The 24,861-nt window shown below is 60.6% G+C and carries 22 protein-coding genes; 14 read left to right on the forward strand and 8 right to left on the reverse strand.

Going from position 1 to position 24,861, the window contains the following annotated elements; translation table 11 throughout:
• Together MTX36_RS24505 and MTX36_RS24510 are read left to right on the forward strand one after the other, a co-directional pair.
• Nucleotides 1–2,919: isopeptide-forming domain-containing fimbrial protein (locus tag MTX36_RS24505; RefSeq protein WP_243622239.1), on the forward strand; the 2,919-nt coding region annotated here is incomplete at its 5' end.
• 154 nt (nucleotides 2,920–3,073) lie between these two features.
• Nucleotides 3,074–3,820: a glycoside hydrolase family 25 protein gene (locus MTX36_RS24510; RefSeq protein ID WP_243622240.1), complete on the forward strand. Its 747-nt coding sequence runs from the start codon at nucleotides 3,074–3,076 to the stop codon at nucleotides 3,818–3,820.
• 82 nt (nucleotides 3,821–3,902) lie between these two features.
• Here the strand turns inward: MTX36_RS24510 and MTX36_RS24515 are convergent, their stop codons facing one another.
• Complete coding sequence (locus MTX36_RS24515) at nucleotides 3,903–5,987, reverse strand: PhoX family phosphatase (protein ID WP_243622241.1); 2,085 nt, start codon at nucleotides 5,985–5,987, stop codon at nucleotides 3,903–3,905.
• Nucleotides 5,988–6,198: 211 nt separating this feature from the next.
• Here MTX36_RS24515 and MTX36_RS24520 point away from each other — a divergent pair, with 211 nt between their 5' ends.
• From MTX36_RS24520 to MTX36_RS24540, 5 genes are read left to right on the forward strand one after another with little or no spacing between them, the layout of a single operon-like run.
• On the forward strand, nucleotides 6,199–6,435 hold the full coding sequence (locus tag MTX36_RS24520) for a hypothetical protein (protein ID WP_243622242.1): 237 nt from the start codon (nucleotides 6,199–6,201) through the stop codon (nucleotides 6,433–6,435).
• Nucleotides 6,432–7,370 carry an ABC transporter ATP-binding protein gene (locus MTX36_RS24525; protein WP_243622243.1) on the forward strand — a complete coding sequence of 313 codons (939 nt, stop codon included), beginning with the start codon at nucleotides 6,432–6,434 and terminating at the stop codon, nucleotides 7,368–7,370. Before MTX36_RS24520 ends, MTX36_RS24525 begins: the two co-directional genes overlap by 4 nt.
• Nucleotides 7,367–8,146: an ABC transporter permease gene (locus tag MTX36_RS24530; RefSeq protein ID WP_243622244.1), complete on the forward strand. Its 780-nt coding sequence runs from the start codon at nucleotides 7,367–7,369 to the stop codon at nucleotides 8,144–8,146. Before MTX36_RS24525 ends, MTX36_RS24530 begins: the two co-directional genes overlap by 4 nt.
• A gap of 22 nt (nucleotides 8,147–8,168) precedes the next feature.
• A complete protein-coding gene (locus MTX36_RS24535) occupies nucleotides 8,169–9,311 on the forward strand; it encodes a sensor histidine kinase (RefSeq protein ID WP_243622245.1) in 1,143 nt (380 codons plus the stop codon).
• The gene (locus MTX36_RS24540; protein WP_243622246.1) at nucleotides 9,308–9,922 is read left to right on the forward strand and encodes a response regulator transcription factor; all 615 of its coding nucleotides are present in this window, start codon (nucleotides 9,308–9,310) and stop codon (nucleotides 9,920–9,922) included. The genes MTX36_RS24535 and MTX36_RS24540 overlap by 4 nt, the downstream gene beginning before the upstream one ends.
• On the opposite strand, the gene MTX36_RS24545 is transcribed toward MTX36_RS24540, so the two are convergent.
• Both MTX36_RS24545 and MTX36_RS24550 read right to left on the reverse strand, forming a co-directional pair.
• Nucleotides 9,919–10,662 carry an amino acid ABC transporter ATP-binding protein gene (locus MTX36_RS24545; RefSeq protein ID WP_243622247.1) on the reverse strand — a complete coding sequence of 248 codons (744 nt, stop codon included), beginning with the start codon at nucleotides 10,660–10,662 and terminating at the stop codon, nucleotides 9,919–9,921. The genes MTX36_RS24540 and MTX36_RS24545 overlap by 4 nt on opposite strands.
• A 4-nt stretch (nucleotides 10,663–10,666) precedes the next feature.
• The gene (locus MTX36_RS24550) at nucleotides 10,667–12,478 is read right to left on the reverse strand and encodes an ABC transporter substrate-binding protein/permease (RefSeq protein ID WP_243622248.1); all 1,812 of its coding nucleotides are present in this window, start codon (nucleotides 12,476–12,478) and stop codon (nucleotides 10,667–10,669) included.
• A gap of 191 nt (nucleotides 12,479–12,669) precedes the next feature.
• On the opposite strand from MTX36_RS24550, the gene MTX36_RS24555 reads away from it, so the two are divergent.
• From MTX36_RS24555 to MTX36_RS24565, 3 genes are read left to right on the forward strand one after another with little or no spacing between them, the layout of a single operon-like run.
• Nucleotides 12,670–13,305, forward strand: coding sequence for a TetR/AcrR family transcriptional regulator C-terminal domain-containing protein (locus MTX36_RS24555; RefSeq protein WP_243622249.1), 636 nt, complete (start codon nucleotides 12,670–12,672; stop codon nucleotides 13,303–13,305).
• Nucleotides 13,277–14,848: a long-chain-fatty-acid--CoA ligase gene (locus MTX36_RS24560; protein WP_279394978.1), complete on the forward strand. Its 1,572-nt coding sequence runs from the start codon at nucleotides 13,277–13,279 to the stop codon at nucleotides 14,846–14,848. Before MTX36_RS24555 ends, MTX36_RS24560 begins: the two co-directional genes overlap by 29 nt.
• 10 nt (nucleotides 14,849–14,858) lie before the next feature.
• The gene (locus MTX36_RS24565; RefSeq protein WP_243622251.1) at nucleotides 14,859–16,550 is read left to right on the forward strand and encodes an acyl-CoA dehydrogenase family protein; all 1,692 of its coding nucleotides are present in this window, start codon (nucleotides 14,859–14,861) and stop codon (nucleotides 16,548–16,550) included.
• Here MTX36_RS24565 and MTX36_RS24570 read toward each other — a convergent pair.
• The gene (locus MTX36_RS24570; protein WP_243622252.1) at nucleotides 16,547–18,106 is read right to left on the reverse strand and encodes a hypothetical protein; all 1,560 of its coding nucleotides are present in this window, start codon (nucleotides 18,104–18,106) and stop codon (nucleotides 16,547–16,549) included. The two genes, MTX36_RS24565 and MTX36_RS24570, sit on opposite strands and share 4 nt — an antisense overlap.
• A 108-nt stretch (nucleotides 18,107–18,214) precedes the next feature.
• Complete coding sequence (locus tag MTX36_RS24575; RefSeq protein ID WP_243622253.1) at nucleotides 18,215–19,009, reverse strand: LLM class F420-dependent oxidoreductase; 795 nt, start codon at nucleotides 19,007–19,009, stop codon at nucleotides 18,215–18,217.
• A 240-nt stretch (nucleotides 19,010–19,249) separates the two neighbouring features.
• Between MTX36_RS24575 and MTX36_RS24580 the strand changes: the two genes are divergently transcribed.
• Both MTX36_RS24580 and MTX36_RS24585 read left to right on the forward strand, forming a co-directional pair.
• A complete protein-coding gene (locus MTX36_RS24580; RefSeq protein WP_243622254.1) occupies nucleotides 19,250–19,858 on the forward strand; it encodes a ClpP family protease in 609 nt (202 codons plus the stop codon).
• Nucleotides 19,859–19,863: 5 nt separating this feature from the next.
• On the forward strand, nucleotides 19,864–20,451 hold the full coding sequence (locus MTX36_RS24585) for an ATP-dependent Clp protease proteolytic subunit (protein ID WP_243622255.1): 588 nt from the start codon (nucleotides 19,864–19,866) through the stop codon (nucleotides 20,449–20,451).
• A gap of 1 nt (nucleotide 20,452) precedes the next feature.
• Here the strand turns inward: MTX36_RS24585 and MTX36_RS24590 are convergent, their stop codons facing one another.
• From MTX36_RS24590 to MTX36_RS24600, 3 genes are read right to left on the reverse strand one after another with little or no spacing between them, the layout of a single operon-like run.
• Nucleotides 20,453–20,821, reverse strand: a complete 369-nt coding sequence (locus MTX36_RS24590) for a helix-turn-helix domain-containing protein (RefSeq protein ID WP_243622256.1) — start codon at nucleotides 20,819–20,821, stop codon at nucleotides 20,453–20,455.
• Nucleotides 20,822–20,881: 60 nt separating this feature from the next.
• Nucleotides 20,882–21,382 (reverse strand): TIGR04338 family metallohydrolase, encoded by a 501-nt coding sequence (locus MTX36_RS24595; RefSeq protein ID WP_243622292.1) that lies wholly within the window; start codon nucleotides 21,380–21,382, stop codon nucleotides 20,882–20,884.
• Entirely contained in the window at nucleotides 21,370–22,185 is an 816-nt protein-coding gene (locus MTX36_RS24600) for a DUF2786 domain-containing protein (RefSeq protein WP_243622257.1), read from the reverse strand. Before MTX36_RS24600 ends, MTX36_RS24595 begins: the two co-directional genes overlap by 13 nt.
• Before the next feature lie 113 nt (nucleotides 22,186–22,298).
• Here MTX36_RS24600 and MTX36_RS24605 point away from each other — a divergent pair, with 113 nt between their 5' ends.
• Both MTX36_RS24605 and MTX36_RS24610 read left to right on the forward strand, forming a co-directional pair.
• Complete coding sequence (locus MTX36_RS24605) at nucleotides 22,299–23,372, forward strand: ABC transporter ATP-binding protein (protein WP_243622258.1); 1,074 nt, start codon at nucleotides 22,299–22,301, stop codon at nucleotides 23,370–23,372.
• Between the two features lie 191 nt (nucleotides 23,373–23,563).
• Nucleotides 23,564–24,853 (forward strand): ABC transporter substrate-binding protein, encoded by a 1,290-nt coding sequence (locus MTX36_RS24610; RefSeq protein ID WP_243622259.1) that lies wholly within the window; start codon nucleotides 23,564–23,566, stop codon nucleotides 24,851–24,853.
• The last annotated feature ends 8 nt before the right edge of the window (nucleotides 24,854–24,861 follow it).

The following is a 24,861-nucleotide window of genomic DNA, read 5'->3' on the forward strand; positions in this document are numbered from 1 at the left end:
TACGCGGTGAAGGTCAATGCGGATGTTGCCGGTGGCACCGTCCTGAACAACTCGGTGACGGGTTCGGCGACGCCTCCGGGCACCGAGACTCCGATCACGACGCCTCCGGTGGAGACCGAGCATCCGGTGACGGCTGCCCCCGGTTTCGCAGTCACCAAGACCGCTGCACCCGTTTCGGGTTCGACGGTCAAGGGCGGCGACACCATCACCTACACGGTCACCGGTTCCAACACCGGTAATACCGTGCTCGATCCGATGGTTCTGACCGATGATCTCTCGAAGGTCCTCAACAACGCTGTCATCGACGGTGCTTTGTCGGCGACGATCGACGGTGCGGCGCAGGCTGTTCCGACGCTGACGGGTACCACGTTGACGTGGTCCGGTGCGGTGCCGGCAGGTAAGAGTGTTGTTCTCACCTACGCGGTGAAGGTCAATGCGGATGTTGCCGGTGGCACCGTCCTGAACAACTCGGTGACGGGTTCGGCGACGCCTCCGGGCACCGAGACTCCGATCACGACGCCTCCGGTGGAGACCGAGCATCCGGCGGTGGCACCGGACATCGAGGTCGAGAAGATCTCGAATCCGGCTTCCGGTACCAGTGTCGTTACCGGCAACACGATTACGTACACGTTGAAGTTCACGAACAACGGAACCGGTGACGGTGTCGTCTCGTACTTCGATGATCTGCGTGGTCTGGTCGACGATGCGACGTTCAACAACGATCTGGTGGCTCAGCCTGACCTGACGGCGACTGCGAATGCAGCGTCGGACGGCTTCACGGTTGCGGGTCCGATCAAGGCCGGCGACAGCCGCACGGTCACGTACACGGCGACGGTCAAGGCTGACGGCGCACGTGGCGACAGCAAGGTGCTCAACGTGGTGATTCCGGGGACCACTCCTCCGGTTGATCCTCCGGTCACTTGTGATCCGTTGACTCAGGTCTGCACCGAACACCCGGTTGTCTCGCCGAACCTCGAGGTCGTCAAGACCGCGAACCCGGCAACCGGAACGACAGTGACCGCGGGTCAGAACATCGACTACACGCTCACCTTCCGCAACACCGGAACCGCTTCTGCGGTAGTCGATTACACCGACTTCCTGAGCCGTGTTCTCGATGATGCAACTCTGGTCTCGGATCAGCCGGTGTCTTCGGATGCTGCGTTGACCGCTGATCAGATCGTCGACAAGAAGTTCCGTGTCCACGGCGATCTCGCTGCGGGCGCAACGGTGACCGTCACCTATTCGGTGAAGGTCAATGCCGCGGACTTCGTTCCCGCTGGTGACAATCTGCTCGCCAACTTCGTGGTCAAGCAGGATCCGACCACACCCGAGGTGCCGCCGACCGAGCCTCCGACCACGACTCCGTGTGTCGCCGGCGATGCTCTGTGCACCGAACACCCGGTTGTCTCGCCGAACCTCGAGGTCGTCAAGACCGCGAACCCGGCAACCGGAACGACAGTGACCGCGGGTCAGAACATCGACTACACGCTCACCTTCCGCAACACCGGAACCGCTTCTGCGGTAGTCGATTACACCGACTTCCTGAGCCGTGTTCTCGATGATGCAACTCTGGTCTCGGATCAGCCGGTGTCTTCGGATGCTGCGTTGACCGCTGATCAGATCGTCGACAAGAAGTTCCGTGTCCACGGCGATCTCGCTGCGGGCGCAACGGTGACCGTCACCTATTCGGTGAAGGTCAATGCCGCGGACTTCGTTCCCGCTGGTGACAATCTGCTCGCCAACTTCGTGGTCAAGCAGGATCCGACCACACCCGAGGTGCCGCCGACCGAGCCTCCGACCACGACTCCGTGTGTCGCCGGCGATGCTCTGTGCACCGAACACCCGGTTGTCGGAACACCCGCTATCGAGGTACTGAAGTCCTCTGACCCGGCCACCACGACGCATGTCGAGGCCGGCGACGAGATCAAGTACACGCTCACCTTCAAGAATGTGGGCACGGCAGCCGGCCAGATCGATTTCTTCGACGATCTGACTGACGTTCTCGATGATGCTGAGATCAAGGATGCTCCGAAGACCGAGGATTCCACTCTGGTGGTTTCCCCGATCGTGGAAAAGAAGTTCACTGTCACAGGTGAGCTTGCAGCGGGTGCAACTGCGACGGTGACGTACACCGTTAAGGTCAATCCCGAGATCGGTACGGAGACAGGCCCCGGATTCAACCCCGGCGTTCTGATCAACTACCTGGTGGTTGGTGGCGAGAACCCGCCGACCGAGTGTGTTCCGGGTAACGCTCTCTGCACCGAGCATCCGGTGGATCCGCCGACGACGACCACCACTACGGTGCCGCCGACGACCACCACGACTCCGCCGGTTACGACGGATCCGTGTGTGCCGACGACGACCACCACTACGGTGCCGCCGACGACCACCACGTCCACTACGACGGAAACCTCCACGGATGCAACATCCACGGAGACAACGGAATCCACCAGCACCACGGAGGAGACCACCACGGAGGAAACAACTACCCCCGAGGTAACTGTGGATCGGTGTATCCCGACGACAACCACGCCGCCGGTTACAACAGATCCGACCACGACGGATCCGACCACAACGGTTCCGCCGGTTACGACGACTGTTCCGGTTACTCCGACGATCATTGTTCCGCCGATCGTCATTGTTCCGCCGGTTGTTGTTCCTCCGGTTGTCATTGTTCCGACGACTGTTCCGGGTCAGCCGAAGCCGACGACGGTGAACCCCGGTCAGCCGGGTGGCGCAGGTCAGCCGAAGCCGACGACCGCGCCGCCTAAGGGTGGAACGATCAACTCCGGTGGAGGCGCTGGTGAGAGTGGCGTAGACACCACCTTGCTGGTCGCTGGTGGACTGGTTCTGATGTTGGGACTGGGTACCGGAATTGTTCTCCTGATGCGCAAGCGTCGCGAGGAGGGCGAAGGCTGATCCTCGTGAGGGTCTGATGTAAACGATGTGGGGCAGGTCGCAGTTCGTAGGCGATCTGCCCCACAGTCATTTCCGAAGCAGCTATTCCGTTACTCGCGTATCAACCTTCAGCGAATAGCCGACAAAACAGACTCAATGCTCTTACTCTCGATGAATGGCCAAGCGACGGATCGTCAGGAAACTGAGTAAGTTCACACCGATCGTGATGGCTGCGGCCATCGCATTGACTGCCCCGGGGCTCGCTGCAGCGGATGCGCCTCGCGGGCCCGATGTGTCGTCCTGGCAGCACGTGAATGGCGTGGGGATCGACTGGTTCCAGGTCCGAGCATCGGGGCATGAGTTCGCGATGGTCAAGGCAACAGAGTCGTTGAACTACGTGAATCCGTATTTTATTCAGGATTGCCTGCGTATGAGGACGGCCGGCGTTGCACGCGGGGCGTACCACTACGCCGATGTAACTCAGTCTCCTGAGGCCCAGGCGGCGTTCTATTCAGCGATGGTCCTGGGTATCAACGGCCCCGGTGATCTGCCTCCGGTCCTGGATCTCGAGGACGGAAAAGGTCTGCCGGCTTCCCAGGTGATTGACTGGACACACCGGTACCTGAATACGGTTCAGGCATTAACCGGGCGTCAGCCGATCATCTACACGTATCCGAATTTTTGGCGTACGCAGATGGCCAACACCACGGAGTTCAACAACTACCCGCTGTGGATTGCCGATTACAACGGGCAGAATGCTCCGGGTCCGTTGCCGGGCGGTTGGTCGAACTGGACTTTTTGGCAGTACACGAGCACTGGACGCATCCCGGGGATCGAGGGGAACACGGACATCAATGTCTACAGCGGAGCTCAGGGTGATTTCGGTCGATATTCCAACAGCGTCGGGTTCGGCAGCAGTTAGTGCTGTGAGGATTTGAGGTAAATGACGTGGGGCAGATCGCAGTTCGCCGGCGATCTGCCCCACAGTCGTTTTCGCGACAGCGCTAGGAGCCGATCCGCGAGCCGTCCTTCTTCCAGGCCGCAATTACCGACGGGCGAGGCTGCGACGACCCACCGTCGGGCCAATGCGATGCCGGGCTCTCGATGCTCGCACCATCGGTCTCACCGGGATGCTGGACGCACACGATGACGCGCTTCTCGTCGACGATGGGGCCGCAGGTCTCGGCTCCGATGGGGACGGTGAGGAACTGCTTTGTCTCACCGCGGTTTTCGCCTTCGAGAACAACACTGAACAGTCCGTCGTTGGATTTCAGGGCATTGCCGTCGGTGGAGATCCACAGGTTGCCGTGGGAATCGAAGGCAAGATTATCGGGGCAGGAGATGGGGCTGACCTTGGTCTTGTCGAATCCGCCGAAGTAGGTGTCGGCTGTAGCCGGATCTCCGCACACAAGAAGTAGATTCCAGTTGAAGGTGGTTCCGGCGTGGTTGTCCGTGATCTCGAGAACTTGACCGTTCTTGTTGTTGTTGCGGGGGTTCGGCTCGTCGGCGGCAGCGCCACTGTCGACTCCACGCTTGGTGTTGTTGGTCAGTGCGACATACACTTTGCCGCTCTTCGGGTTTGCTTCGAAGTCCTCGGGACGGTCCATCTTGGTGGCCCCGACTTTGTCGCCGGCCTGACGGGTGAAGACGGCGACCTCTTCGGGGCTCATGCCGTCGACCAGCGATTCGCCCTTGCCGTCTTCGTCGGTACGCAGGATGGCAACCCATTCGCCGCTGCCGTCGAACTTACCGTCGGCGGGGAGCTTGCCGGTTCCGTCGATCTCGGCGGCCGAATTTCCGCTGAGTTTGGCGACGTACAGTGTGCCGGCGTCGAGCAGAGTCATGTTGTGCCGCATGGCCGCCTGGCTCTTGCCGGCCTGCATCTTTCGGCTGGAGACGAACTTGTACATGTAGTCGAAGCGCTCGTCGTCGCCGCTGTAGGCGACAACTGTTCCATCGGAAGTGATGTAGATGGTGGCGGCTTCGTGCTTGAAGCGGCCGAGCGCGGTGTGCTTGATCGGGGTAGACGTCGGATCCCACGGGTCAACCTCGACGACGTAGCCGAAGCGATTCACTTCGTTGGGCTCTGCCACCAGATCGAAGCGCTTGTCGAACCGTTCCCACTTGCGTTCGGAAGCGCCGCCGGCGAGGCCGTAGCGCTTCAAGCGGGCCGCGACAACAGGATCGGTGACGGCTTCGGCGTTCGCGAAATACTGGTTGAAGTTTTCTTCACCGGAAAGGACGGTGCCCCAAGGGGTTACGCCACCGGCACAGTTGTTGAGGGTACCCAGGACTTTGGTACCGGTGGGATCTGCGCTGGTCTTGAGGAAGTTGCTCCCGGCGGCGGGTCCGGTGACGACAAATTCGGTGGTCGCGGTGATGCGTCGGTTGTTGGATCCGATCTCGGGAACCAGCTTGCCGCTGCCGGATTCGCCCTTGACCTGGACGACGGAAAGTCCGTGGCTGGCCCAACCGATCTTGACCTGCTCTTCGGTGGGATTCTGGGCGTCGTATCCACGGAACATTGCCGGCTCGGTGGAGTACTCGTGATTGACCACCAGCAAGTAGGCGTTGGGTGCTCCGTCGACGGGAAGCAGCCCAGCGAAGTCGTTGTTGAAACCGAACTGCAGTTCCTGCGCTGCGGCAGTTTGGTTTTCGAAGTCGAAAGCGGGAGCTCCCGCGAGTACTGCATCGCCCCAGCGGATGACGACGCTCTCTTCGTAGCCGGTGGGGACAGTGACTGCGTCCGCTTTGTTGGGGGCGACGGCGGAGAAGTTGGTGCCGGCAGGCGTACTGCCGGTGCTGCCATCACTACTGCCCGCAGAGCCGGTTCCCGGCGCTGCTTCTGCACTGTCGGAACAGGCGACGAGTGCGCTACCGGCACCCACTGCCAGAACTGCCATGCCACTTCCGCGCAGCATGCCGCGTCGGCTCAGAGCCGTGCGGGCGATATCGCGGAAGTACTCGCCCTGCGAGTTGTTGGGTACCTCGTGCGAGCAGGCATTCCCACACTTGTACTGGCACGTGATCGACGCGCGTGAAGACATGCCGTCATGTTTGACGAACAAAGCCAAAGGCTTGATAGCCACGTGAACTCCCGAGTTTCGATGTACAGACTCGGGAACCGTAGAAGCCTTAAGCGAGGGTAAAGGAACGTGAATATGAACATGAGAACAACGAGGTGACCCTAACCGTGCAAATCGCCCATGACATTTGTCATCGCCGACTCGTGAGGGTGTCACCTCAACCGATGACACCACGCACTGTTTTCGATCGACTGTTCCGACAAAACTTGGAAGCATGAGAGAACCACACGAAGGAACCTTCCTGACCGACCTGATGGAGTTCGGCCCCGCACCGACTATGGGCCGCGAACTCGTGGTGATCGTGCTCAACGTTGCGGTCGTGGCGGTGTTGTTCGCGATTGTCGGGCCGACCACGGTGGTCTGGATCGCGATAGCCGTGATCGGCGTTGCCATGGGGGTTCGATTCCTGATCGGGCTGCGAGGATGGAACCGAGCGGCGGCACAGCGATGAAGGGTGATCCGGCAATCACAGTGGACGGTATGTCCCGGCGCTACAGTTCAGGGAAGGATGCGTTTTACGCAGTCCGTGATCTGAATCTGAGTGTGAATGAAGGTCAACTGTTCGGACTCCTCGGAACAAACGGTGCCGGAAAGACTTCCAGCCTCGAAGTGATTCAGGGGCTCTCGCGGGCAACCGAGGGAACTGTACGCGTTCTGGGCATGGATCCGGTGCGCGAGCGTAGGGATCTTCGGCCGAGTCTGGGCATCATGCTTCAAAAAGGCGGTCTACCACAGGATCTCACCGCACGGGAGAGTCTGTCTATGTGGGCGGGAACTTGCTCGAATTCACTACCCGTCGACGAAGTGCTCGAGCGAGTGGGCATGCGTGATCGCGGCGACATCCGCGTGAAGTTCCTCTCCGGCGGCGAAGCGCGTCGTCTCGACTTGGCTTGCGCGATCATCGGTCAACCACTGGTGCTGTTCCTGGACGAGCCGACGACGGGACTGGACCCCGAAAGCCGCCGTAACACCTGGCAATTGATTGCTGATCTGAAGGCGTCCGGTGTCACGATCATGTTGACGACGCACTATCTCGACGAGGCTGAGTCTCTGTGTGATCAGTTGGCGATCATGCACCGGGGATCGGTGGTGCGGCGTGGGACGGTTGCGGAAGTGGTCGCGGATCATCCGGCTCAGATCAAAGTGAACCGACCTTCTCTTGCGCTTCCCACACTGCCGGGAGCCGATATACATACTGAAGGCGACAGCGTTGTGATCACGACGGCCACTGTGCAGGAAACACTCACCGAACTCCTGGTCTGGGCCCAGCGAAACAACGTGACGCTGTCTGGGTTGGACGCTCGGGCAGCATCGCTGGAAACCGTATTTCTCTCCATTGCAGATCAATTCGATCAGCAGGTGAAGTTTGAAGGGGCGTCGGTATGAACCGCATAGCAACACTTTCCCGCGCAGAGTTCACTCTTCTCGGCCGAAATCGACTGCTGCTCTTCAATGCAATCGTCTTGCCGCTCATCTTCCCCATCGGAATGCTGATCCTCTCGCGTGACGACGGACTCTCCGATGCGGCGGTGGCGTCGGGCCTGGAAATCTTTGCGCTCTTCCTACTCGTGTTCGTCGTCTTCTACAACCTGCTTTCCGTGTACTCGACGCGGCGGGATGAATTGGTGTTCAAGCGTTTGCGCACCGGCGAGTGCAGCGACGCCGAGATTCTGGCCGGCCCCGCTGTCCCGTCGTGGGTATTGACAGGGCTGCTGACGGTGCTCGTCGGCGTCGCAGTCGTCGTTCTGGGTGGCCGTACCCCGGTCAATCCCATCCTGGTGTTTGTGGCATTCATCGGCGGTGCGGCAGTGTTCACCGCATTAGCGCTCATCACATCGGCAGTGACCCGCAATGCCGAAGCTGCACAGATCACGTGCATGCCGATCCTGATCCTGGCTTCGGCCGGGATGTCGAGTATCAGAAACATGGTGCCGGACAACATCGCTCGTATTCTCGATTTCACACCGATGGCAGCAATACTGGACCTCGTAAATTTGGGATGGGTGGGACGCACGTCATCCGAGCTGACCGAAACCGGTGCTGCGGCAAGTTTTGCGGACACCTTCGGTGCAGCGGGTCAACCGCTGCTCGTCATGGTTGTGTGGATCGTCGGGTCCGTGTTGATCGCCAACGTGCATTTCCGCTGGGAACCGCGCTCGTAGAAACTCTGAGAAGGTAGTAGCCATGATTGCGGAAAACTTCGGACGCTGGAATCCGACCCGGGCATGGCGAACTGCGTCGAATGTCGACAAGGTTCGTCTCTACACGCGCCAGTCATTTTTTGCCATCGGTCTGTTCTTCGGTGGTTTCGGGGTTTTCACCGAAGTGATGGCGGATCAGTACCTGGTGGCGATCTTCCTCGGAATCAGCGCGGTGGCTGCCATCGTTGCGATTGCTCGGATTCCAGACCTGGGCGGCGTTGTAGCGGAACCGGTTCGGGTTCCATTGGCGGTGATGACTGTGGCCACGCTCGCCGCGACAGGAATTGCGTTGGTTCGCGGCGACGATTCCGGCCCCTATTTCTGGCTCGCTGCCGTTGTCGCCGTACCATTCGCGGCGTTAGTCGAACTGCGATGGCTGATCCTGGCAGCAGCGGCGATTACCGTCGGATTCGTGATTGCGGGGCGGGCAGACATCGGTGTCTTCGTGGGCAGTGCCGTCGCATTCATGACCGTGACGGTGCAGATGTCCGTGTGGCTTCTGCGCATGGTCACCGAACTCGACGAGGCACGAGGCGCGGCAGCGGCGTTGTCGGTAGCCGAAGAGCGTCTACGCTTTTCGCGCGATCTCCACGATGTAGTGGGTCGCGCATTGTCGGCAATCGCGGTGAAAAGTGATCTGGCAGCTACATTGTCGCGCCGCGGCGACGATCGTGCAGCTCAGCAGATGGACGAAGTTCGTGATCTGGCACAGGAATCCCTCGTCGAGGCGCGGGAATTGGTGCGTGGCTACCGATCCATTGCGTTGGCGTCTGAATTGGCGGGAGCCCGGTCATTGCTCGAGGCGGCGGGAATCGCGACAGATATTCGTGGATCCGCAGATGCATTGCCGATCGAATTGGCCGAATCCGCAGCCTGGGTCGTTCGTGAAGGCGTGACCAACATTCTGCGACATTCGTCCGCTCAGCACGCCGTGATCGAAGTGACCGGTGGATCGGTCTCGATCACCAACGACGGCGCCGGACGACAACGGGACAGCGACGGTACAGGTGTGAACGGCCTGCGTGAGCGCGTCGAAGCGGTAGGTGGCACGCTTGAAGTGACGCGTGGCGGCGAAGATTTCACGCTCACCGCATACTTTTCACACCCGATGAAGGAGTCTCGGTGACCGAGCCGATCAAGGTACTGCTGGCCGACGACGAAAATCTCATCCGCTCTGCCCTCGCGATGATGTTGTCCCTCGAGGACGACATCGTTGTTGTGGCGGAAGCGGAATCGGGTGAAGCGGCTGTAGTTGCCGCGACAAAATTTCGGCCTGACGTGGCTGTTCTGGACCTGCAGATGGCCGGTATCGACGGCATCGAAACAGCGCAGGAGATTGCAAAATCCGTGCCGGGATGTAGGTCGATCATCGTGACCAGTCACGGCCGTCCGGGTTATCTGAAAAAGGCGCTTGCAGCGGGGGTTCGAGGATTTCTTCCCAAGACAACGTCCGCAACCACTCTCGCCGAGGTTGTTCGTAGCGTTCATTCCGGGGGACGGTACGTCGACCCGTCCCTGGCCGCGGAGGCCATCGGTGCGGGTGACTCACCGCTCACGCCGCGCGAAGCAGATGTGCTCGAGTATGCGGCCGATGGGGCCTCAATCGAGCAGATAGCTTCCCGCGCGCACCTGTCGGCCGGGACCACGCGCAACTACTTGTCCTCGGCCGTCACCAAACTCGGTGCGGCAAATCGACATGAAGCTGCGGTGGTCGCCCGCCGGCAGGGTTGGATTTAGAGCACCTGTGACAAGAACGCCTGCAAACGATCCGTGGCCGGATCATCGAAAAGCTGCTCCGGCGTGCCTGTTTCGACAACGGCGCCACGGTCCATGAACAACACCTTGTCGGAAACCGAACGCGCGAAGCCCATTTCGTGGGTTACGACCACCATCGTCATGCCAGATTTTGCAAGGTCCGCCATCAGTGCCAGGACTCCCTTGACCAGTTCGGGATCCAGGGCCGAGGTGGCCTCGTCGAAGAACATGACCTCGGGCTTCATGGCCAATGCCCGGGCGATTGCCACCCTCTGCTGCTGGCCGCCGGACAGATTGCCCGGACGCGAATCGGCCTTCTCTCGCAGGCCCACCAACTCGAGTTGTTCGAGAGCCAGGGAGCGAGCGGCCTCCTTGGACAGTCCCTTGAGTTTGCGGGGTCCCAAAGCGATGTTCTCGGCCACGGTCTTGTGTGGAAACAGATTGAAGTGTTGAAACACCATGCCGATCCGTTGGCGCAGGTGATCCGGATTATCTTGCAGCACAGACTTTCCGCCGAGCAGCACGTCGCCCTTCTCAGGCTCGTGCAGACGGTTCAGCACGCGTAGGAGGGTCGATTTGCCCGAACCCGACGGGCCGATGACAGTGACGGTATTGCCGGCGTCGACGTGCAGGTTGACGCCGCGAAGCACCTTGTTGGCGCCGAAGGACAGGTGCAGATTCTGGCCGGTGAGGGATACGGATTTCAGTTCTGAGCTGGTCATGTCCTCAGCCCCTTTCCACGACGATGGACTGCTCGAGCGGATCCAACGTGCCGGAAGTATCGGCGCGCCCCGTTCGGAGTCGATGGTCGATGTAGTTGACGAGGTGTGTCAGCGGGATCGTCAGTGCGAGGTAGAAGAGCCCGGCCGCGACCAGCGGGGACAAGCTGCCGGTTTGGGCATTGAGATCGCGTCCCACGGCAAAGAGTTCACGCTGAGTGACGAGCAAACCGAGGAAGTAGATCAGCGACGAGTCTTTGATCAGTGCGATGAACTGATTCATCAGCGCGGGCAGAACGCGTCGTACGCCCTGCGGAATGACCACCAGCGACATGGATTTGCGGTAGCTGAAGCCCAACGCGCGAGAGGCCTCGAGCTGACCCGGCTCGACGCTCTGGATGCCTGATCGGAAGATTTCACCGATATATGCCGATGCGAGTAGCGACAGCGCCGCGACGCCCAGCCAGTACGGATTGCTGCCGGTGATGCCCTTGACGATGGGGCCTACCCCCAAACCGATGATCAAGATGATGACGACGGCAGGCAGTCCGCGGAAAATGTCGGTGTAGATGCGGGCCGGCCAACGCAGCCAACGAGTTCGCGAGAGTCCGGCGACGGCCAGGAGCATGCCCAATGCAGTGCCGATGACACCCGACGCGAGGGCCAGGATGAGGGTGTTGGGAAGGCCTGTTTTGAGTAGATCAGGGAAGGCTTTCTTGTACAGCTCCCAGTTGAAGAACGTGTCTTTGAGCTGCTCGAGTGTCGATTTGGGCTGGTAGGTCGCAGTCTCGGTCCCATCGGCCGGATTTGCCGCAGCGATCGCAGCGAAGTCAGGCAGCTCCGGTGCAACTGCCGCTTTGGATCCTGGCTTCCAACCTTCGGGGAGCTCACGCGGCACCCACTCGGCGTACAGCTGAGCCCAGGTCCCGTCGTCGATGACGGCGTCCAGGCCAGAGTTGAGAGCGTCGATAAGTGGCTGATTTTCCTTGTTCACAGCCCAGCCGACAAAGTTGTTGACGGAAAATGTGTTCTCGACGATCGAGGCGGGATCACCGGGTGCGATAGTGCCTTCGGCCTGCTGCGACGGCGCGATCCAGGCGTCGATCTGGCCGGTTTTGAGGTTCGCGTAGGCGGTCGCGTAGTCGGGGAACTTCACAGGATCGAGCTTCAAGGTATTGACGACGTAGTCGTCCTGAACCGTGCCCTGCACAACCCCGATGCGCGTCGACGCATTCAGATCGCCGAAGCCGGTGATAGGACTCCCGTTGGGAACAACCAGGGAGAAGTAGCCGAAGTCGTAGCCGTTGGTGAAGCCGACGGTGTTGCGACGCTCGTCGGTCGTCGTGATGGAGGAGGATCCGACGTCGAAGCGCCGGCCCGCCACCTGGGAGAGCAGACCGGCAAATTCGGTGCCGACGAACTCGACCTTCAATCCCAGTTTGTCGGCGACGGCTTTGAGCAGTTCGTTGTCGTATCCGGTGTACTGATTCTCGGAGTTGACGCAGATGCTCGGCGGTGCGTCGCCGAGAGTGCCGACGGTGATGACTCCCGGTTTGATCAGGTTCAGTTTCGCGGTGTCGATTTGATCGATCGGGGTAACTGTGGCCGTGGTGTACCGGTCTTCGGCACCGGCTCCGGAGGCCGCATCGAGGTTGGTGGGCGCCGCTGTAGCCGCGCCCACCCCGGGTGGTGAGCAGTGATCGGTCGAAGCTGTGGGCGAATCGGAGCTACTCGAGCATGCAGACACGGTCAGTGCCAGCAAAACGATGAGAAGCAGTGCCGCCACTGAGCGGATCTTCGCTGAGACGGAGGAAAGCATGCAAAAAGCGTAGTCCAAAAGGTAGCTGCACCTGGGGGTGAAGCCGATGCCACGATTCGGACTTGGTGTGATTGCGCTGCGGTCACGCATTCGAATCCGCCTGATCGAAAATGTCGCTGGGTAAAGGAATTGCTTGCCATCCAACAAATGCCAAGTTATTGTTTGTCATACAAACAAGTAGGAGTGCGTTGATGGTTACCGAGCCAGTACCGGCAGCGCGTGCGACGCGTGAATCCGGCAAGCAGACCCGTCAGGCACTGTTCGACGCTGCCACCGCACTGTTTCTCGAGCATGGCGAGTGCGTGTCCATCGCCCAGATCTGCGCGTCCGCCGGTGCCCACCCCAACCAGGTGACCTACTACTACGGCTCCAAAGAAAAGCTCTTCGTCGAGGTTGCCTGCTCCGCCGTCCTGCGCGTTGGCAAGCGAGCAGAGATCGATGCCGCCGACGCCCATACAGTTGGGGACTACACCGAAAAGCTGGTTGGTTCCCTACTCGGTCCGGGCGCTCCGAGCGTCGAAATTTTTGTCGAAGCCATGATCATGACGGGCCGCCGCGGCGAACTGCGCACCCTCATCTCCGATACTTTGCGGACGCTGCACGCCTCGGGCGAAACCGCCCTGCTCCGCACTTTGGTCCGCACCGGTTGGCAACTGCGTGCGGGCATCGACGTCGAATCGAAGGCCTTCTGGTCTGCGATCTTCGGCCTCGTCATCCAGAAGACGGCCACCGGCGAGAGTTTCGGCTACTCGCTCGAGGAAGCGGTTGCCGTTATTTTTGCCACCCTTCAGATCCCTGATGCCGTACTCAACAGCTCAATGGGTTGAATCTCCTTTCCCGACAAGAACTTCTAAGGATCTTCAGATGAACATCGTTCGTGTATTCGACAGTAATGTCACCAAGTCGCCGGACAAACCGTTCTTGATCTCGGGCGGCCGGGGGCACACGTATCAGCAGGTTCACGACGGAAGTCGTCGTGCTGCCGGGTATCTGGCAACTCTGGGTGTCAAGCGTGGCGACCGAGTTGCGTTGATGTGCTTCAACACTCCGGGTTTTGTGTACGCGATGCTCGGCGCCTGGCGTCTGGGCGCTGTAGTGGTTCCGATCAACCACAAGATGCAGACACCTGAAGTTGCGTACGTTCTCGAACACGCGAAGGTGTCGGTGTGTGTTTTCGACGGTGAACTGGCGCCGATTGTCAGCCGCCTCGAAACGACGGCCAAGCTGGTCAGTACTGACTCCGCAGCCAAGGGCTTCGAATTCTTCGACGACGCCATTGTTGTTGCCGACGCAGTGGACGGTGTCGAGATCGACGAAAATGATCCCGCTGAAATCCTCTACACCTCGGGGACTACCGGCGCACCCAAGGGTTGCGTGCACAGTCACCGAAATGTAGTGGGAGTAGCCATCACTGCCGGTTTGGCAGTCTCGACCACTCGCGACGAGCGGCTGCTGATGGCCGTGCCGATCTGGCACGCCTCACCACTGAACAACTGGTTCATGTCGACGCTGTACATGGGTGGAACCGTTGTTCTGCTGCGCGAATACCATCCGGTCAAGTTTCTGGAAACGGTTCAGGAACAGCGGATTACGCTGTGCTTCGGTCCGCCCGTCATCTACACCACCGCACTGAACATGGTGCCCAATTTTGCCGACTACAACCTCGGAAGCGTCCGCGCCTGGCTGTACGGAGGCGGTCCCATCGGCGCCGATGTTGCACGGCGACTGGTGGAGTCCTACGGCACCACCGAGTTCCGTCAGGTGTACGGCATGACCGAAACCGGCCCCGTCGGAACTGTGCTGTACCCCGAAGAGCAGTTGACCAAGGCCGGCTCCATCGGAAAGTTTGCCCTCGCCGCTGTGGATCTGCGCTTGGTCGGCGAAGACGGCGAAGACGTTGCCCCCGAGCAGATCGGCGAGATCTGGCTGCGCGCCGACACTGTCATGCAGGGCTACCTCGACGATCCCGAAGCCACTGCAGCGGCCTTCGCGGACGGCGGTTGGTACCGCACCGGTGATCTCGCTCGTGCCGACGCCGACGGCTACCTCTTCATCGTGGACCGTGCCAAGGACATGATCATCACGGGCGGCGAGAACGTCTACTCCAAGGAAGTGGAGGACGTGATCTCGGGCCACCCCGACGTGATCGATGTGGCGGTAGTCGGAAAGCCCAACGTGGAATGGGGCGAAACCGTTGTCGCGCACGTCGTGTGGCGTGAACCCGGCGTCATCGATGCCGACGACATCAAGACCTACCTCTCGGACAAGCTGGCGCGCTACAAGATTCCGCGTGAAGTTGTCTTCACGTCGGTTCTCCCGCGTACACCCACCGGCAAGATCCAGAAGCACCTCATCCGCAGTGCGAGCTGAAAGGCCAATCATGACTGAAATTTCCGAGAAGACCGTCACGCACCCGGCTCCGCATCGCACGCATGCTGTGCTCAATCAGTCCGTACCCCGGACCGACGTCAACGAGTACCTCCTCGATCCGGTGCTCGCCGAAGGCGTAGTCCGCCACGATGCCGGCTGGGCTGCAGACGAACTCACCGATATCGGCGAACTGGTCGGCAGTGCAGGATTCCAACACGACGCCGAGCTCGCCAACACCGTCATCCCCGAGCTTCACACGTTCGACCGCTGGGGCAACCGCATCGACGAGGTGGAATACCACCCGTCGTACCACCGCATCATCTCGGCGGCCGTAGCGCACGGCGCGCACACCTCGGCCTGGGAAAACCCGAAGCCGGGCGCCAATGTTGCGCGCGCAGCAGCATTTATGTTGTTCTCTCAGGTCGAACCAGGCCATGCGTGCCCCATCTCCATGACGCATGCCGTCATTCCTTCGCTGGAGCTGCAACCCGACGTCGCTGCTATCTGGAAGCCCCGCGCACTCTCTCGTAGCTACACCCCCGAGTTGGATGCTCCCGGAAAGGCATCCGCGATCTTCGGTATGTCCATGACGGAGAAGCAGGGCGGCTCCGACGTGCGGGCCAACACCACCGTCGCCAAGCCTGCCGGCCGCGGTGGCCCGGGCGCCGATTACCTGCTCACCGGCCACAAATGGTTCTGCTCGGCACCGATGTCCGACGCGTTTCTCGTTCTGGCCCAGGCCGAAGGTGCTGCCGGCGAAGGACTTTCCTGCTTCCTTCTCCCCCGCATCCTGGCCGACGGAACTCGCAACGTCTTCCGTATCCAGCGGCTGAAGAACAAGCTCGGCAACAAGTCCAACGCATCCTCCGAGATCGAGCTCGACGGTACCGTCGGCATCATGATCGGTGAACCCGGCCGCGGAGTGCGAACCATCATCGAGATGGTGTCGCAGACACGCCTCGACTGCATCCTCGGCAGCGCCGCCGGTATGCGCCAGTCCGTCGCCGAGGCCGTGTGGCATGCCCGCCACCGCAGCGCATTCGGTGCAGTCCTGGCCGATCAGCCGGCCATGACGTCCGTCCTGGCAGACCTGTCACTCGAGTCCGAAGCCGCCACCATCACCGGTCTTCGGTTGGCGCGCGCTCAGGACAACGACGCCGACGACCAGGAAAAGGCGTTCCGTCGTCTCGCGACCGCTGTCGCGAAGTACTGGGTCTGCAAGCGCGGACCGCACCACTCCTACGAGGCCCTCGAATGCCTCGGTGGCAACGGATACACCGAAGACTTCCCGCTGGCTCGCCGCTACCGCGAACAGCCCGTCATGGCGGTCTGGGAGGGTTCCGGCAACGTCATCGCGCTCGACGTCTTGCGCGCCATGACCCGTGAATCCGATTCCGTCGCAGCCTTCGACCACGAAGTGAATCTGGCTCGCGGCAACAACCCCGTTCTCGATCAGCACCTCGACCGGGTGCGTCGTCAACTCGGCGAACTTGCCACGATGGCACCCGCCGACGCGCAGTTCCGCGCTCGTACCGTCGTCGAAGCCATGGCCTTGGCGCTGCAGGCTTCGCTGATGGTGCGCTACTCACCGGCCGCGTCGTCCGATGCGTTCATCGCTGGACGCTTGGGAGCCGATCGTGGCCACGAGTACGGAACCCTTCCGGTGGGAACAGATTTCGCCGGGATCCTTGCTCGCGCTTAATCGACTGTCAGTAGTACTGCGCTCGGTGCGTCAATTCGTACTCGGTACCGTCCGTCGGTACCGAGTACGTTTTCGTTCGAACTCGGTGTGAAGGTGCCGTTTTTCGCGACCGTGGAATTGGCGACCATAACACCGTCGACGGCGTCGGGCGAAGCTGCGGTCAATCGTTCGACAGAGGCGGAAGCGCCGTCGTCTCCAACGATTTCGACGTTGACATCACCGTTGAATGCCCGATCCATACTGTTGACGATCACCTTGACGGTGCCGTCGGACAGGCGGACCGCATACGCCGAAACATTGGCTGTGCCGGATTCGACTGTGGTGGGCAAGATCTGGCCACCGACAAGCTGGCTGAGCATGAGCAGGCCGTAGTAGTTCGGGTTGGCCTGAGCCTGACCGGCCTGGCGAGCGGTGTCGTCGGCAAAGCAGATGAGTGAGTAGCTTTCACAATCGTCGGGCTGATTGTGCAGGTTGACACCGGTGACACCCTCACGCGCTGCGGTCATCAGATAATCGACTGTCCACAATGCCGCGCCGAAGGAGTTGGTGACGCCTTCCTTTCCTTCTTTTGCTACCGAGTTTGTTTCGGCCAGTTTCGGTTCGAGTCCGGCATGTTCGGCCTTGGCGACGAAGTCTCGAATGAACGTTGTTTGTTTCATGGAGTTTTCGCGCGACATCAGTTTGTCGACGCTGGGGAGTCCGCCGATGAGATCGGAACTGGCGGAAGTGAATCCGACCCTCGCAGTGTTCACGTACGGGTAGTAGTGCTGATTGAGGTACTTGCTCTCCGAACCGAATGCGGAAATGTAGGTATCAAGCCACGGATTCACCACGGCTGAGGCGATCGCCGGATCAATGAGTTGGTTGCCGATTCCGGCACCGGCAGTGTTCGGCCCTTCGATCGGTACTCCCGGAGCGGCGGCGCGGATCGCGTCGCGGTAGGCCCGGGCATCCGGTACGTAGGTCGCCGGAAGTAGGGGACGGCGATCTCCAGCTTTGCTGATGGGCGCGATGAGATAGAAGTTGGGCTCGTTTCCGATCTGAATTGACCGGAGAGAGTTACCGATTCGCTCCTGAGCCTCGCGCGCCTGATTCCCGGCCGCAGCGGGATCGAAGTGTGCAAAATTCACGCCGAGGTCGACGCTCCATCCTGTTGCCTCAGCGAGCTTTCCGACTCGTGACAGGTCGTCGGGAGTGATGTGCTGGCCCTCTTTGGCCCAAGCCGGGACCGGAGCATCGGGATCCGGCATCCACGCGGTGTTGTCCACCTGATTGGCGCTGAAGCGCAGATTGCCGGTGCCGAGGTTCTCGAGCAGAGTATCGACGTTCCCGGCCGCTGGATCGATCCACGCCTGATGCATGAGGTTGGCTTCGAAGGACAGGCCGATGAAGTCTTGCGGAATGACGCGACCCGGCTTCGTGGCGTCGACTCGAATCGTTACCGAAGGGCCGGGAACTTCTGCTGCCGCCGGCATAACGGATAGTGAGAGCGGTAGGGCGACGCAGATCCCGAGAATCGAGATTCGGTAGTTCCGGACCAACTTCGAGCGCGTCAATTGGTGCCTCCAATAGATGTCCTGGCGAGGCGACCAAGTGAACCGCGCTTCGCAATCAGGACACTACGGAGTTGGCCGGTGGGGAATTCCGGTTTTCGCGAAATGCAGTCAGGCCAGCCCACTCAGCGAGGGGGCCGTGTTGTCATCTCGCCACCCGATGGCCTCGATGAGCGTCGTGAGGTCATAATCGGGTCCGCTCGCGCTGACGGTGAACAACGTAACGCCGTCGGAAACCAGGTCCGACGCGTTCTCCAACCCGGGCCACGGCGCAGAATGCTCCACTTCCAGGGGATTGCGTCCGACCGCAGCGCAATGGTCGGTCAGGATTCCGGACTTGCGCAAGTGCGTCTCACGGTCCCCGAAGCTGTGCCAGACGTCGGCGTACTCGGCTACCAGGCGCAGTGTCTTCTTCTCTCCGCCACCACCGATCAGAACCGGAATATCGCGCGTCGGCGACGGATTGCCCCTGGCCAGGCGCTTTGTGATCCGCGGTAGATATTCTCCGAGCAGTTTCAGGCGCGAGCCGGGAGTGCCGAAGTCGTAACCGAATTGGTCGTAGTCCTTCTCGAACCATCCGGCTCCGATACCGAGGATCAAGCGCCCGCCGCTCAGGTGGTCGACGGTGCGTGCCATATCGGCCAGCAGATCGGGATTGCGGTAGCCGCCGCCGGTCACCAAGGCACCGATCTCCACGTTCGATGTCTGCTCCGCCCAGGCCCCGAGCATGGTCCAGCACTCGAAATGCGCGCCGTCCGGATCTCCCGTCAGCGGGTAGAAATGGTCCCAGTTGAAGACGATATCGACGCCCGCATCCTCCGATCGCAGGACTGCATCGCGGATCAGCCCGTAATTGGGCGCGTGCTGAGGTTGGAGTTGAATACCGATGCGTACCGGACGAGTCATGCCACGCTCCTGCCGAGAGGAAATGGTTGTCTTTACTCATCATGACCGGAGATACGTGTTGGCCGCTACGTTCCTGCCGGTTTTGGCCATTTGTGTTGCATCTTGTCTAGAGGCCCCATTCCGAGCGAACGGTACGTCGATCGCCTTAGATCGACCGAAAGGTACGTTCGCTCAGAAAGGGGATCTGCCCACAGCAGACAATCAGGAGCCGAGCCGCACACCGCCGGTAGGAATGACCGCATGACTACTTCAGCACCCACCGATACCGGCTACCGTGACCTGTTGACAGATAGGCTCTTCCGCCAACGCACCATCTTACTTACCGGCGAAGTCAACGACGCCATGGCCGAACGCGTGTGTTCCGAACTGGTGCTTCTTGCGACCACCGACCCCAAGCGTGACATCGTCCTCTACATCAATTCGCCCGGAGGTTCGGTATTCGCGGGCCTTGCCATCTACGACACCATGAAGCTCGTTCCCAACGACGTGGTGACGGTCGCAATGGGATTCGCCGCCAGTATGGGTCAGGTACTGCTCTGCTCGGGTACAAAAGGCAAACGAATAAGCTTGGCGCACAGCCGAATCATGATGCACCAGCCCTCCGCGGGGATCGGCGGTACGGCGGTAGACATCGCGATTCAGGCCGAGAGTCTCGAGATGATGAAGCGTCAATCCCAGGAAATTCTTGCCGCTGAAACCGGGCGGACCGTAGAAGAGATCGAGACCGACAGTGATCGTGATCGGTGGTTCACCGCCGATCAAGCACGTGAGTACGGAATTGTCGATCGCGTCGTGACGGCGTTCGCCGAAATCGCGCCGCAGGCAATGTTCCCCAAGATCGGACTGTGAATATCATGTCCCAGTACACGATTCCCAGCGTTATCGAACGAACACCCACGGGCGAGCGGTCTTTCGACATCTTCAGCCGGTTGCTCAACGAACGTATCGTCTTTCTCGGCACGGAGATCGACGACGGAGTCGCGAACGTTGTGATGGCTCAGCTGCTGCATCTGCAGGCAGACAACCCGGACCGCGAAATCGGTTTGTACATAAACTCTCCCGGTGGTTCTACCACTGCGATGCTGGCAATTTACGACACTATGCAGTTCTTGAAACCCACGATCGCCAGCTACTGCATGGGGCAGGCGTCGTCGGCTGCTGCGGTGCTGCTCGCTGCCGGCACGCCGGGGCACCGGCATGTTCTCGCCCATTCGCGGGTGCTGCTGCATCAACCGTCGACGCAAGGCAGTGGAACCATCTCGGATCTGGCGCTTCAGGCAGCTGAGATTATGAGAATCCGCGAGCAAACCGAGACGATCTTGAGCAAGCACACCGGTCAGAGCGTCGAGCGACTCCGGAAGGATACTGACCGAGACCGGATCTTCACGGCACGTGACGCGATCGCTTACGGCTTGGCCGACGTGCTTATTGAAGGGAATTGACTCAGGCCGCCATCAGGACGGGCCCGGATATCGGCCGCGGCGTGTGTCCGAAGGAGATTGAATTGAGTGCCACGATTTTGTTTCCCGAGCGGAAGAGTAAGTGTTCCAACGGCATTCCGAGTGCATCACAGATAGAGCGCAAGATCTCCGAGGACGGTTCCTTCTTGCCTCGTTCGACCTCGGACAAGTATTGCTTCGACATTCCGACTTCGGCAGCAACATCGCCTAAGGTTCGATCCTGATCGCGCCTGACCTCACGCAGTACGCGTCCGTAAGCTTCTCGAATCAGCGGGGCCTTCTGTGCGGGCACCGCAGTTCCGGAATGCTCAGAAGCATTCCTGACCAGGGTAAACTTGTGCGGCGTGTCCATGTGCTGAGTATTCCAGGCGTCCGGCCAGGTTGCCAGGAGATTCGCCGAGGGCTGACATGGTCAGCCGGTCTTGACGCCGCCGGCCAGGTACATGGCCCGCAGCACGAATGCCGCCTCGGGGCCGATGATTTCCCCGACCAAAGTCAGATAACGGTCGACGAAAGCTGCTCCATGGCCAGGCTCGTCATCCTTGCCGAGATGATGCGCAAGTTCGTGCAGGACAACAAGTTCCCGCATCGCCCACCGGCCGCCACGATCAATCGGAACGGCGATAACCTCATTCGAGTAGTGGGCAGCAGTGTTGCCGGCGCGGGGGCGCACGGAAACCGAAACGCATGCACGGGGCCAGGTTTCAGCTACCCAATTCATTCTGAGAACCTGATCGCAATATGCCTGAACCGATTCCACGGATCCGAATTTGCGCTCCACCGGCAGGGTGATGGCGGAGCCCATTACCTCGACGGTCCGGAGGTTGCGTTCATCGGCACGATCGAACATACCGCGCACCAAAGTTTCTGCGTCGTAGACCGCGCTGCGCTGAGAATCTCTCACGAGCTCAATTGTCCTCGCGCTCCGCCGATTTCCGGCAGATTTCCCAGTCGAGCGGACTGGGCGGCGCGATCTCCGGCCTTACGCGCATGCGACGAATGCCCGGCGTCGGCGCGTCCACCGCCTTTCCAGGTTCCGCGAGCTTTGGAGTTGGAGGAGTAGTAGTTCTTGAGTTCAATTTCCTTGTTACGTAACACTAAAGCAGTTTCCGAAGACGACTCGGCGACTACTTTTGTCTCCGTTTCCTGTTTGGTTTCCGTCAACCGTGCACCGATTCGCGACGCATACGCCATCTGAAAGTTGAGGCGAGCCGTCACTCCTGCTACCGGTTTACGAACTTGCGAGCTGACGCGACGACGCCCGCGAGTTTCGACGACAGTCCGGATCGTCGTCTCGCCTCGATATGCGCCCGAGCGAATGTAGGCGTCGGAATCACGCACCATTTGGAACAGCAGGCTCGAGTACAGGGCCTCACACACGTCGATGTCGCCGGCAAATCCGTACGCGAAGATCACCGCGCCGGTCTGCGCGATATCGCACTGCACGTCGTTGGCGGCGGCGATGGAGATGAACAACTGCGCGTAGGTACGCAGTCCGCGCTTGCCGGGTTCGCCGATGGTGATGAGCCGTTGAGTGGGCGTCGCACGTTTTTCCGACGACGCGGTGTGTGCCCGAGCAACCGCTAAGTCGATGGCGGAACTGGTGGCCAACCGCTGCGCGGCTGCCATGAAGGCTTCGCCCTCATGTGGATTGTCGGTGGATTCTGCTTGGCGAAGCAGCGCACCGACGCGGGTCAACATCTTCTCCGAACTCACCGCCGCAGAGTACGCCCGCAGACCGACACGGCAGCTTATGCTGCTGGGGCACACGCTCACCCTCAACTCGGATCGTCCGGCACGTTCCTGCCGGTAGAAGGGATTTATCAGTCATGGCTTCAGTGACATTCGAGGGCACAACCTGCCTGTTCCCCGGCTCGAACACCCCCGCGGTGGACAACTTGGACCTCGAAATCGAGAACGGCGAATTCCTTGTTCTCGTCGGCCCGTCGGGCTGCGGAAAGTCGACAACCTTGCGCATGCTCGCCGGCCTCGAGGATGTCCACAGCGGGCGCATCCTCATTGGTGACCGCGACGTGACGGGCCAGGAACCCAAAGAACGCGACATCGCGATGGTATTCCAGAACTACGCGCTCTACCCACACATGTCGGTGGCCGAGAACATGGGATTTGCGCTCAAGTTGGCGGGCACGAACAAGACAGAAATCCGCGCTCGCGTCGAAGAAGTTGCCAAGATGCTCGATCTCGAGCCGTACTTGGATCGCAAGCCGAAGGCACTTTCCGGTGGTCAGCGTCAGCGAGTTGCCATGGGCCGCGCGATTGTTCGTCAGCCGCAGGTCTTCCTGATGGATGAGCCGCTTTCCAACCTCGACGCAAAACTGCGCGTCCAGACGCGTACGCAGATCGCTCAGCTGCAGCGACGCCTCGAGACCACGATGGTCTACGTCACTCACGACCAGGTTGAGGCCATGACCATGGGTGACCGCGTCGCCGTCCTCGAAAAGGGAATCCTGCAGCAGTGTGCGTCGCCGCGTGAGCTGTACAACAGGCCGAAGAATGTGTTCGTAGCCGGCTTTATGGGTTCGCCCGCAATGAACCTGTTCACCCTCCCGCTTGTCGACGGTGGTGTGGCGTTCGGTGACGTGATTGTGCCGGTTTCCCGTGAAACATTGAACGGGACACCCGAGACCGAGGTAGTGCTCGGAATTCGCCCCGAACACCTCGACGTCGCGCCCGACGGCCTGCCGATGGAGGTCGACGTCGTCGAAGAGCTTGGTTCCGACGCCTACGTCTACGGCCGCACCACCATCGGGGGCGTGTCGCAGCAGATCGTTTCGCGTGGCGACTGGCGAAATCCGCCCGAGAAGGGTGATCGAGTAAATCTGCGTGTTGATCCCGAAAAGGTGCATATTTTCGCAGCCAGCGACGGTCGGCGCTTGGGCTAGACAATCCGGACAACCCGGGTCGAGGAACCTCGCATACGACACATGAACGATTCAGCTTCGTCGTAATACCCACAAGTAGGGGTGTCTCGTGCCACAGTAAGGGCCGACGCCGGGAGCCGGTACTCATGGCGCATGCCGTGAGCCGACTCTCGGTGACCGTCTATTTGTCGTATACAACGGGGAGCGAATCCATGGTTCTGAACTCGAAGGCGATACGCCGAGCTGCAATTGCAGCATCGGCAGTGTCGATGCTGGTACTGGCAGGCTGCTCGTCCGACAACGGAAGCAGTGACACCAGCACCACCACAGCTGCCGCAGGAGGGTCGACCTCGAGCGAAGGCCGCGGCCCGATCACGATCGTCGAAGGTCAGGATGCCCTGAACGAGGCGCTCGAAAACATCATCACCGACTGGAATGCTGCGCATCCGGACGAGAAGGTCACCCTGAAGCCGCTGGCAAAGGAAGCCAACGCGCAGGTCGACGACATCACGCAGCGTATGCAGGCCAAGAGCGACGAGTACGACCTCATCGGCGTCGACGTCGTCAACACCGCACAGTTCGCTGCAAACGGTTGGCTGAAGCCACTCGAAGGTGACCTGAAGATCGACGAGTCCGGCCTCCTGCCGTCGACCGTCGCCTCGGGTACCTACAACGGCAAGCTCTACGCCGCGCCCAAGAACACCAACGCCGCGTTCCTGTACTACCGCAAGGACCTCGTCGAGAAGGCTCCGACCACACTGGCCGAGCTCAAGGAAAACTGCCCGAAGGCCGTCGAAGCTGGTATCGACTGCTACATCGGCCAGTTCAAGAACTACGAAGGCCTGACGGTCAACACCACCGAGATCACCAACGCATACGGTGGACCGTGGGTCGGCCCGGACGGAATCACCCCGGCCATTGACGACAAGACGCAGGCCGGCGTGCAGTTCATCGTCGATTCGTTTGCCGACAAGACCATTCCGCAGTCGGCCCTGACCTACTCGGAGGGCGAGTCGCAGAGCTCCTTCGGCGACGGCAAGGCACTCTTCATGCGCAGCTGGTCAGGCTTCTCGGTAGACGGTGAAAAGACCTCCGTCGCCGGCAAGTACGGCTACGCAGTTCTGCCGGGTGTCGACGGACCGGGTGCTTCGACCGTCGGCGGTTACAACGTCGGCATCAGCGCGTTCTCGGATGCACCACTGACTGCTCGTGACTTCCTGGAGTTCATGCAGACCAAGAAGTCGCAGACGTACTTCACCGCGGTCGGCGGCGCGCCCGTCCTCGCGGCTGTTTACGACGACCCGGCAGTGCTCGCACAGTTCCCGTACTTCGCGACGCTGAAGGAAGCACTGGCCACGGCTCAGCCGCGTCCCGTCACGCCGTACTACACGCAGGTGTCCAAGTCGATTTCCGACAACACCTACGCTGCTATCCGCGGCGAGAAGACCGTCGAGCAGGCTTTGGCGGACACCAAGGCCGGCATCGAAACCGCCGGTAACTGATCTACCAG

The sequence above is a fragment of the Rhodococcus sp. ARC_M6 genome (genome assembly GCF_022810305.1).
Lineage (GTDB): Bacteria > Actinomycetota > Actinomycetes > Mycobacteriales > Mycobacteriaceae > Rhodococcus_F.

What these genes read in the sequence shown, in the direction of transcription:
- MTX36_RS24510 (WP_243622240.1), top strand. Translation starts at nt 3,074, where the DNA reads ATGGCCAAGCGACGGATCGTCAGGAAACTGAGTAAGTTCACACCGATC.
- MTX36_RS24520 (WP_243622242.1), top strand. Translation starts at nt 6,199, where the DNA reads ATGAGAGAACCACACGAAGGAACCTTCCTGACCGACCTGATGGAGTTC.
- MTX36_RS24525 (WP_243622243.1), top strand. Translation starts at nt 6,432, where the DNA reads ATGAAGGGTGATCCGGCAATCACAGTGGACGGTATGTCCCGGCGCTAC.
- MTX36_RS24530 (WP_243622244.1), top strand. Translation starts at nt 7,367, where the DNA reads ATGAACCGCATAGCAACACTTTCCCGCGCAGAGTTCACTCTTCTCGGC.
- MTX36_RS24535 (WP_243622245.1), top strand. Translation starts at nt 8,169, where the DNA reads ATGATTGCGGAAAACTTCGGACGCTGGAATCCGACCCGGGCATGGCGA.
- MTX36_RS24545 (WP_243622247.1), bottom strand. Translation starts at nt 10,662, where the DNA reads ATGACCAGCTCAGAACTGAAATCCGTATCCCTCACCGGCCAGAATCTG.
- MTX36_RS24550 (WP_243622248.1), bottom strand. Translation starts at nt 12,478, where the DNA reads ATGCTTTCCTCCGTCTCAGCGAAGATCCGCTCAGTGGCGGCACTGCTT.
- MTX36_RS24555 (WP_243622249.1), top strand. Translation starts at nt 12,670, where the DNA reads ATGGTTACCGAGCCAGTACCGGCAGCGCGTGCGACGCGTGAATCCGGC.
- MTX36_RS24560 (WP_279394978.1), top strand. Translation starts at nt 13,277, where the DNA reads ATGCCGTACTCAACAGCTCAATGGGTTGAATCTCCTTTCCCGACAAGA.
- MTX36_RS24565 (WP_243622251.1), top strand. Translation starts at nt 14,859, where the DNA reads ATGACTGAAATTTCCGAGAAGACCGTCACGCACCCGGCTCCGCATCGC.
- MTX36_RS24575 (WP_243622253.1), bottom strand. Translation starts at nt 19,009, where the DNA reads ATGACTCGTCCGGTACGCATCGGTATTCAACTCCAACCTCAGCACGCG.
- MTX36_RS24580 (WP_243622254.1), top strand. Translation starts at nt 19,250, where the DNA reads ATGACTACTTCAGCACCCACCGATACCGGCTACCGTGACCTGTTGACA.
- MTX36_RS24585 (WP_243622255.1), top strand. Translation starts at nt 19,864, where the DNA reads ATGTCCCAGTACACGATTCCCAGCGTTATCGAACGAACACCCACGGGC.
- MTX36_RS24590 (WP_243622256.1), bottom strand. Translation starts at nt 20,821, where the DNA reads ATGGACACGCCGCACAAGTTTACCCTGGTCAGGAATGCTTCTGAGCAT.
- MTX36_RS24605 (WP_243622258.1), top strand. Translation starts at nt 22,299, where the DNA reads ATGGCTTCAGTGACATTCGAGGGCACAACCTGCCTGTTCCCCGGCTCG.
- MTX36_RS24610 (WP_243622259.1), top strand. Translation starts at nt 23,564, where the DNA reads ATGGTTCTGAACTCGAAGGCGATACGCCGAGCTGCAATTGCAGCATCG.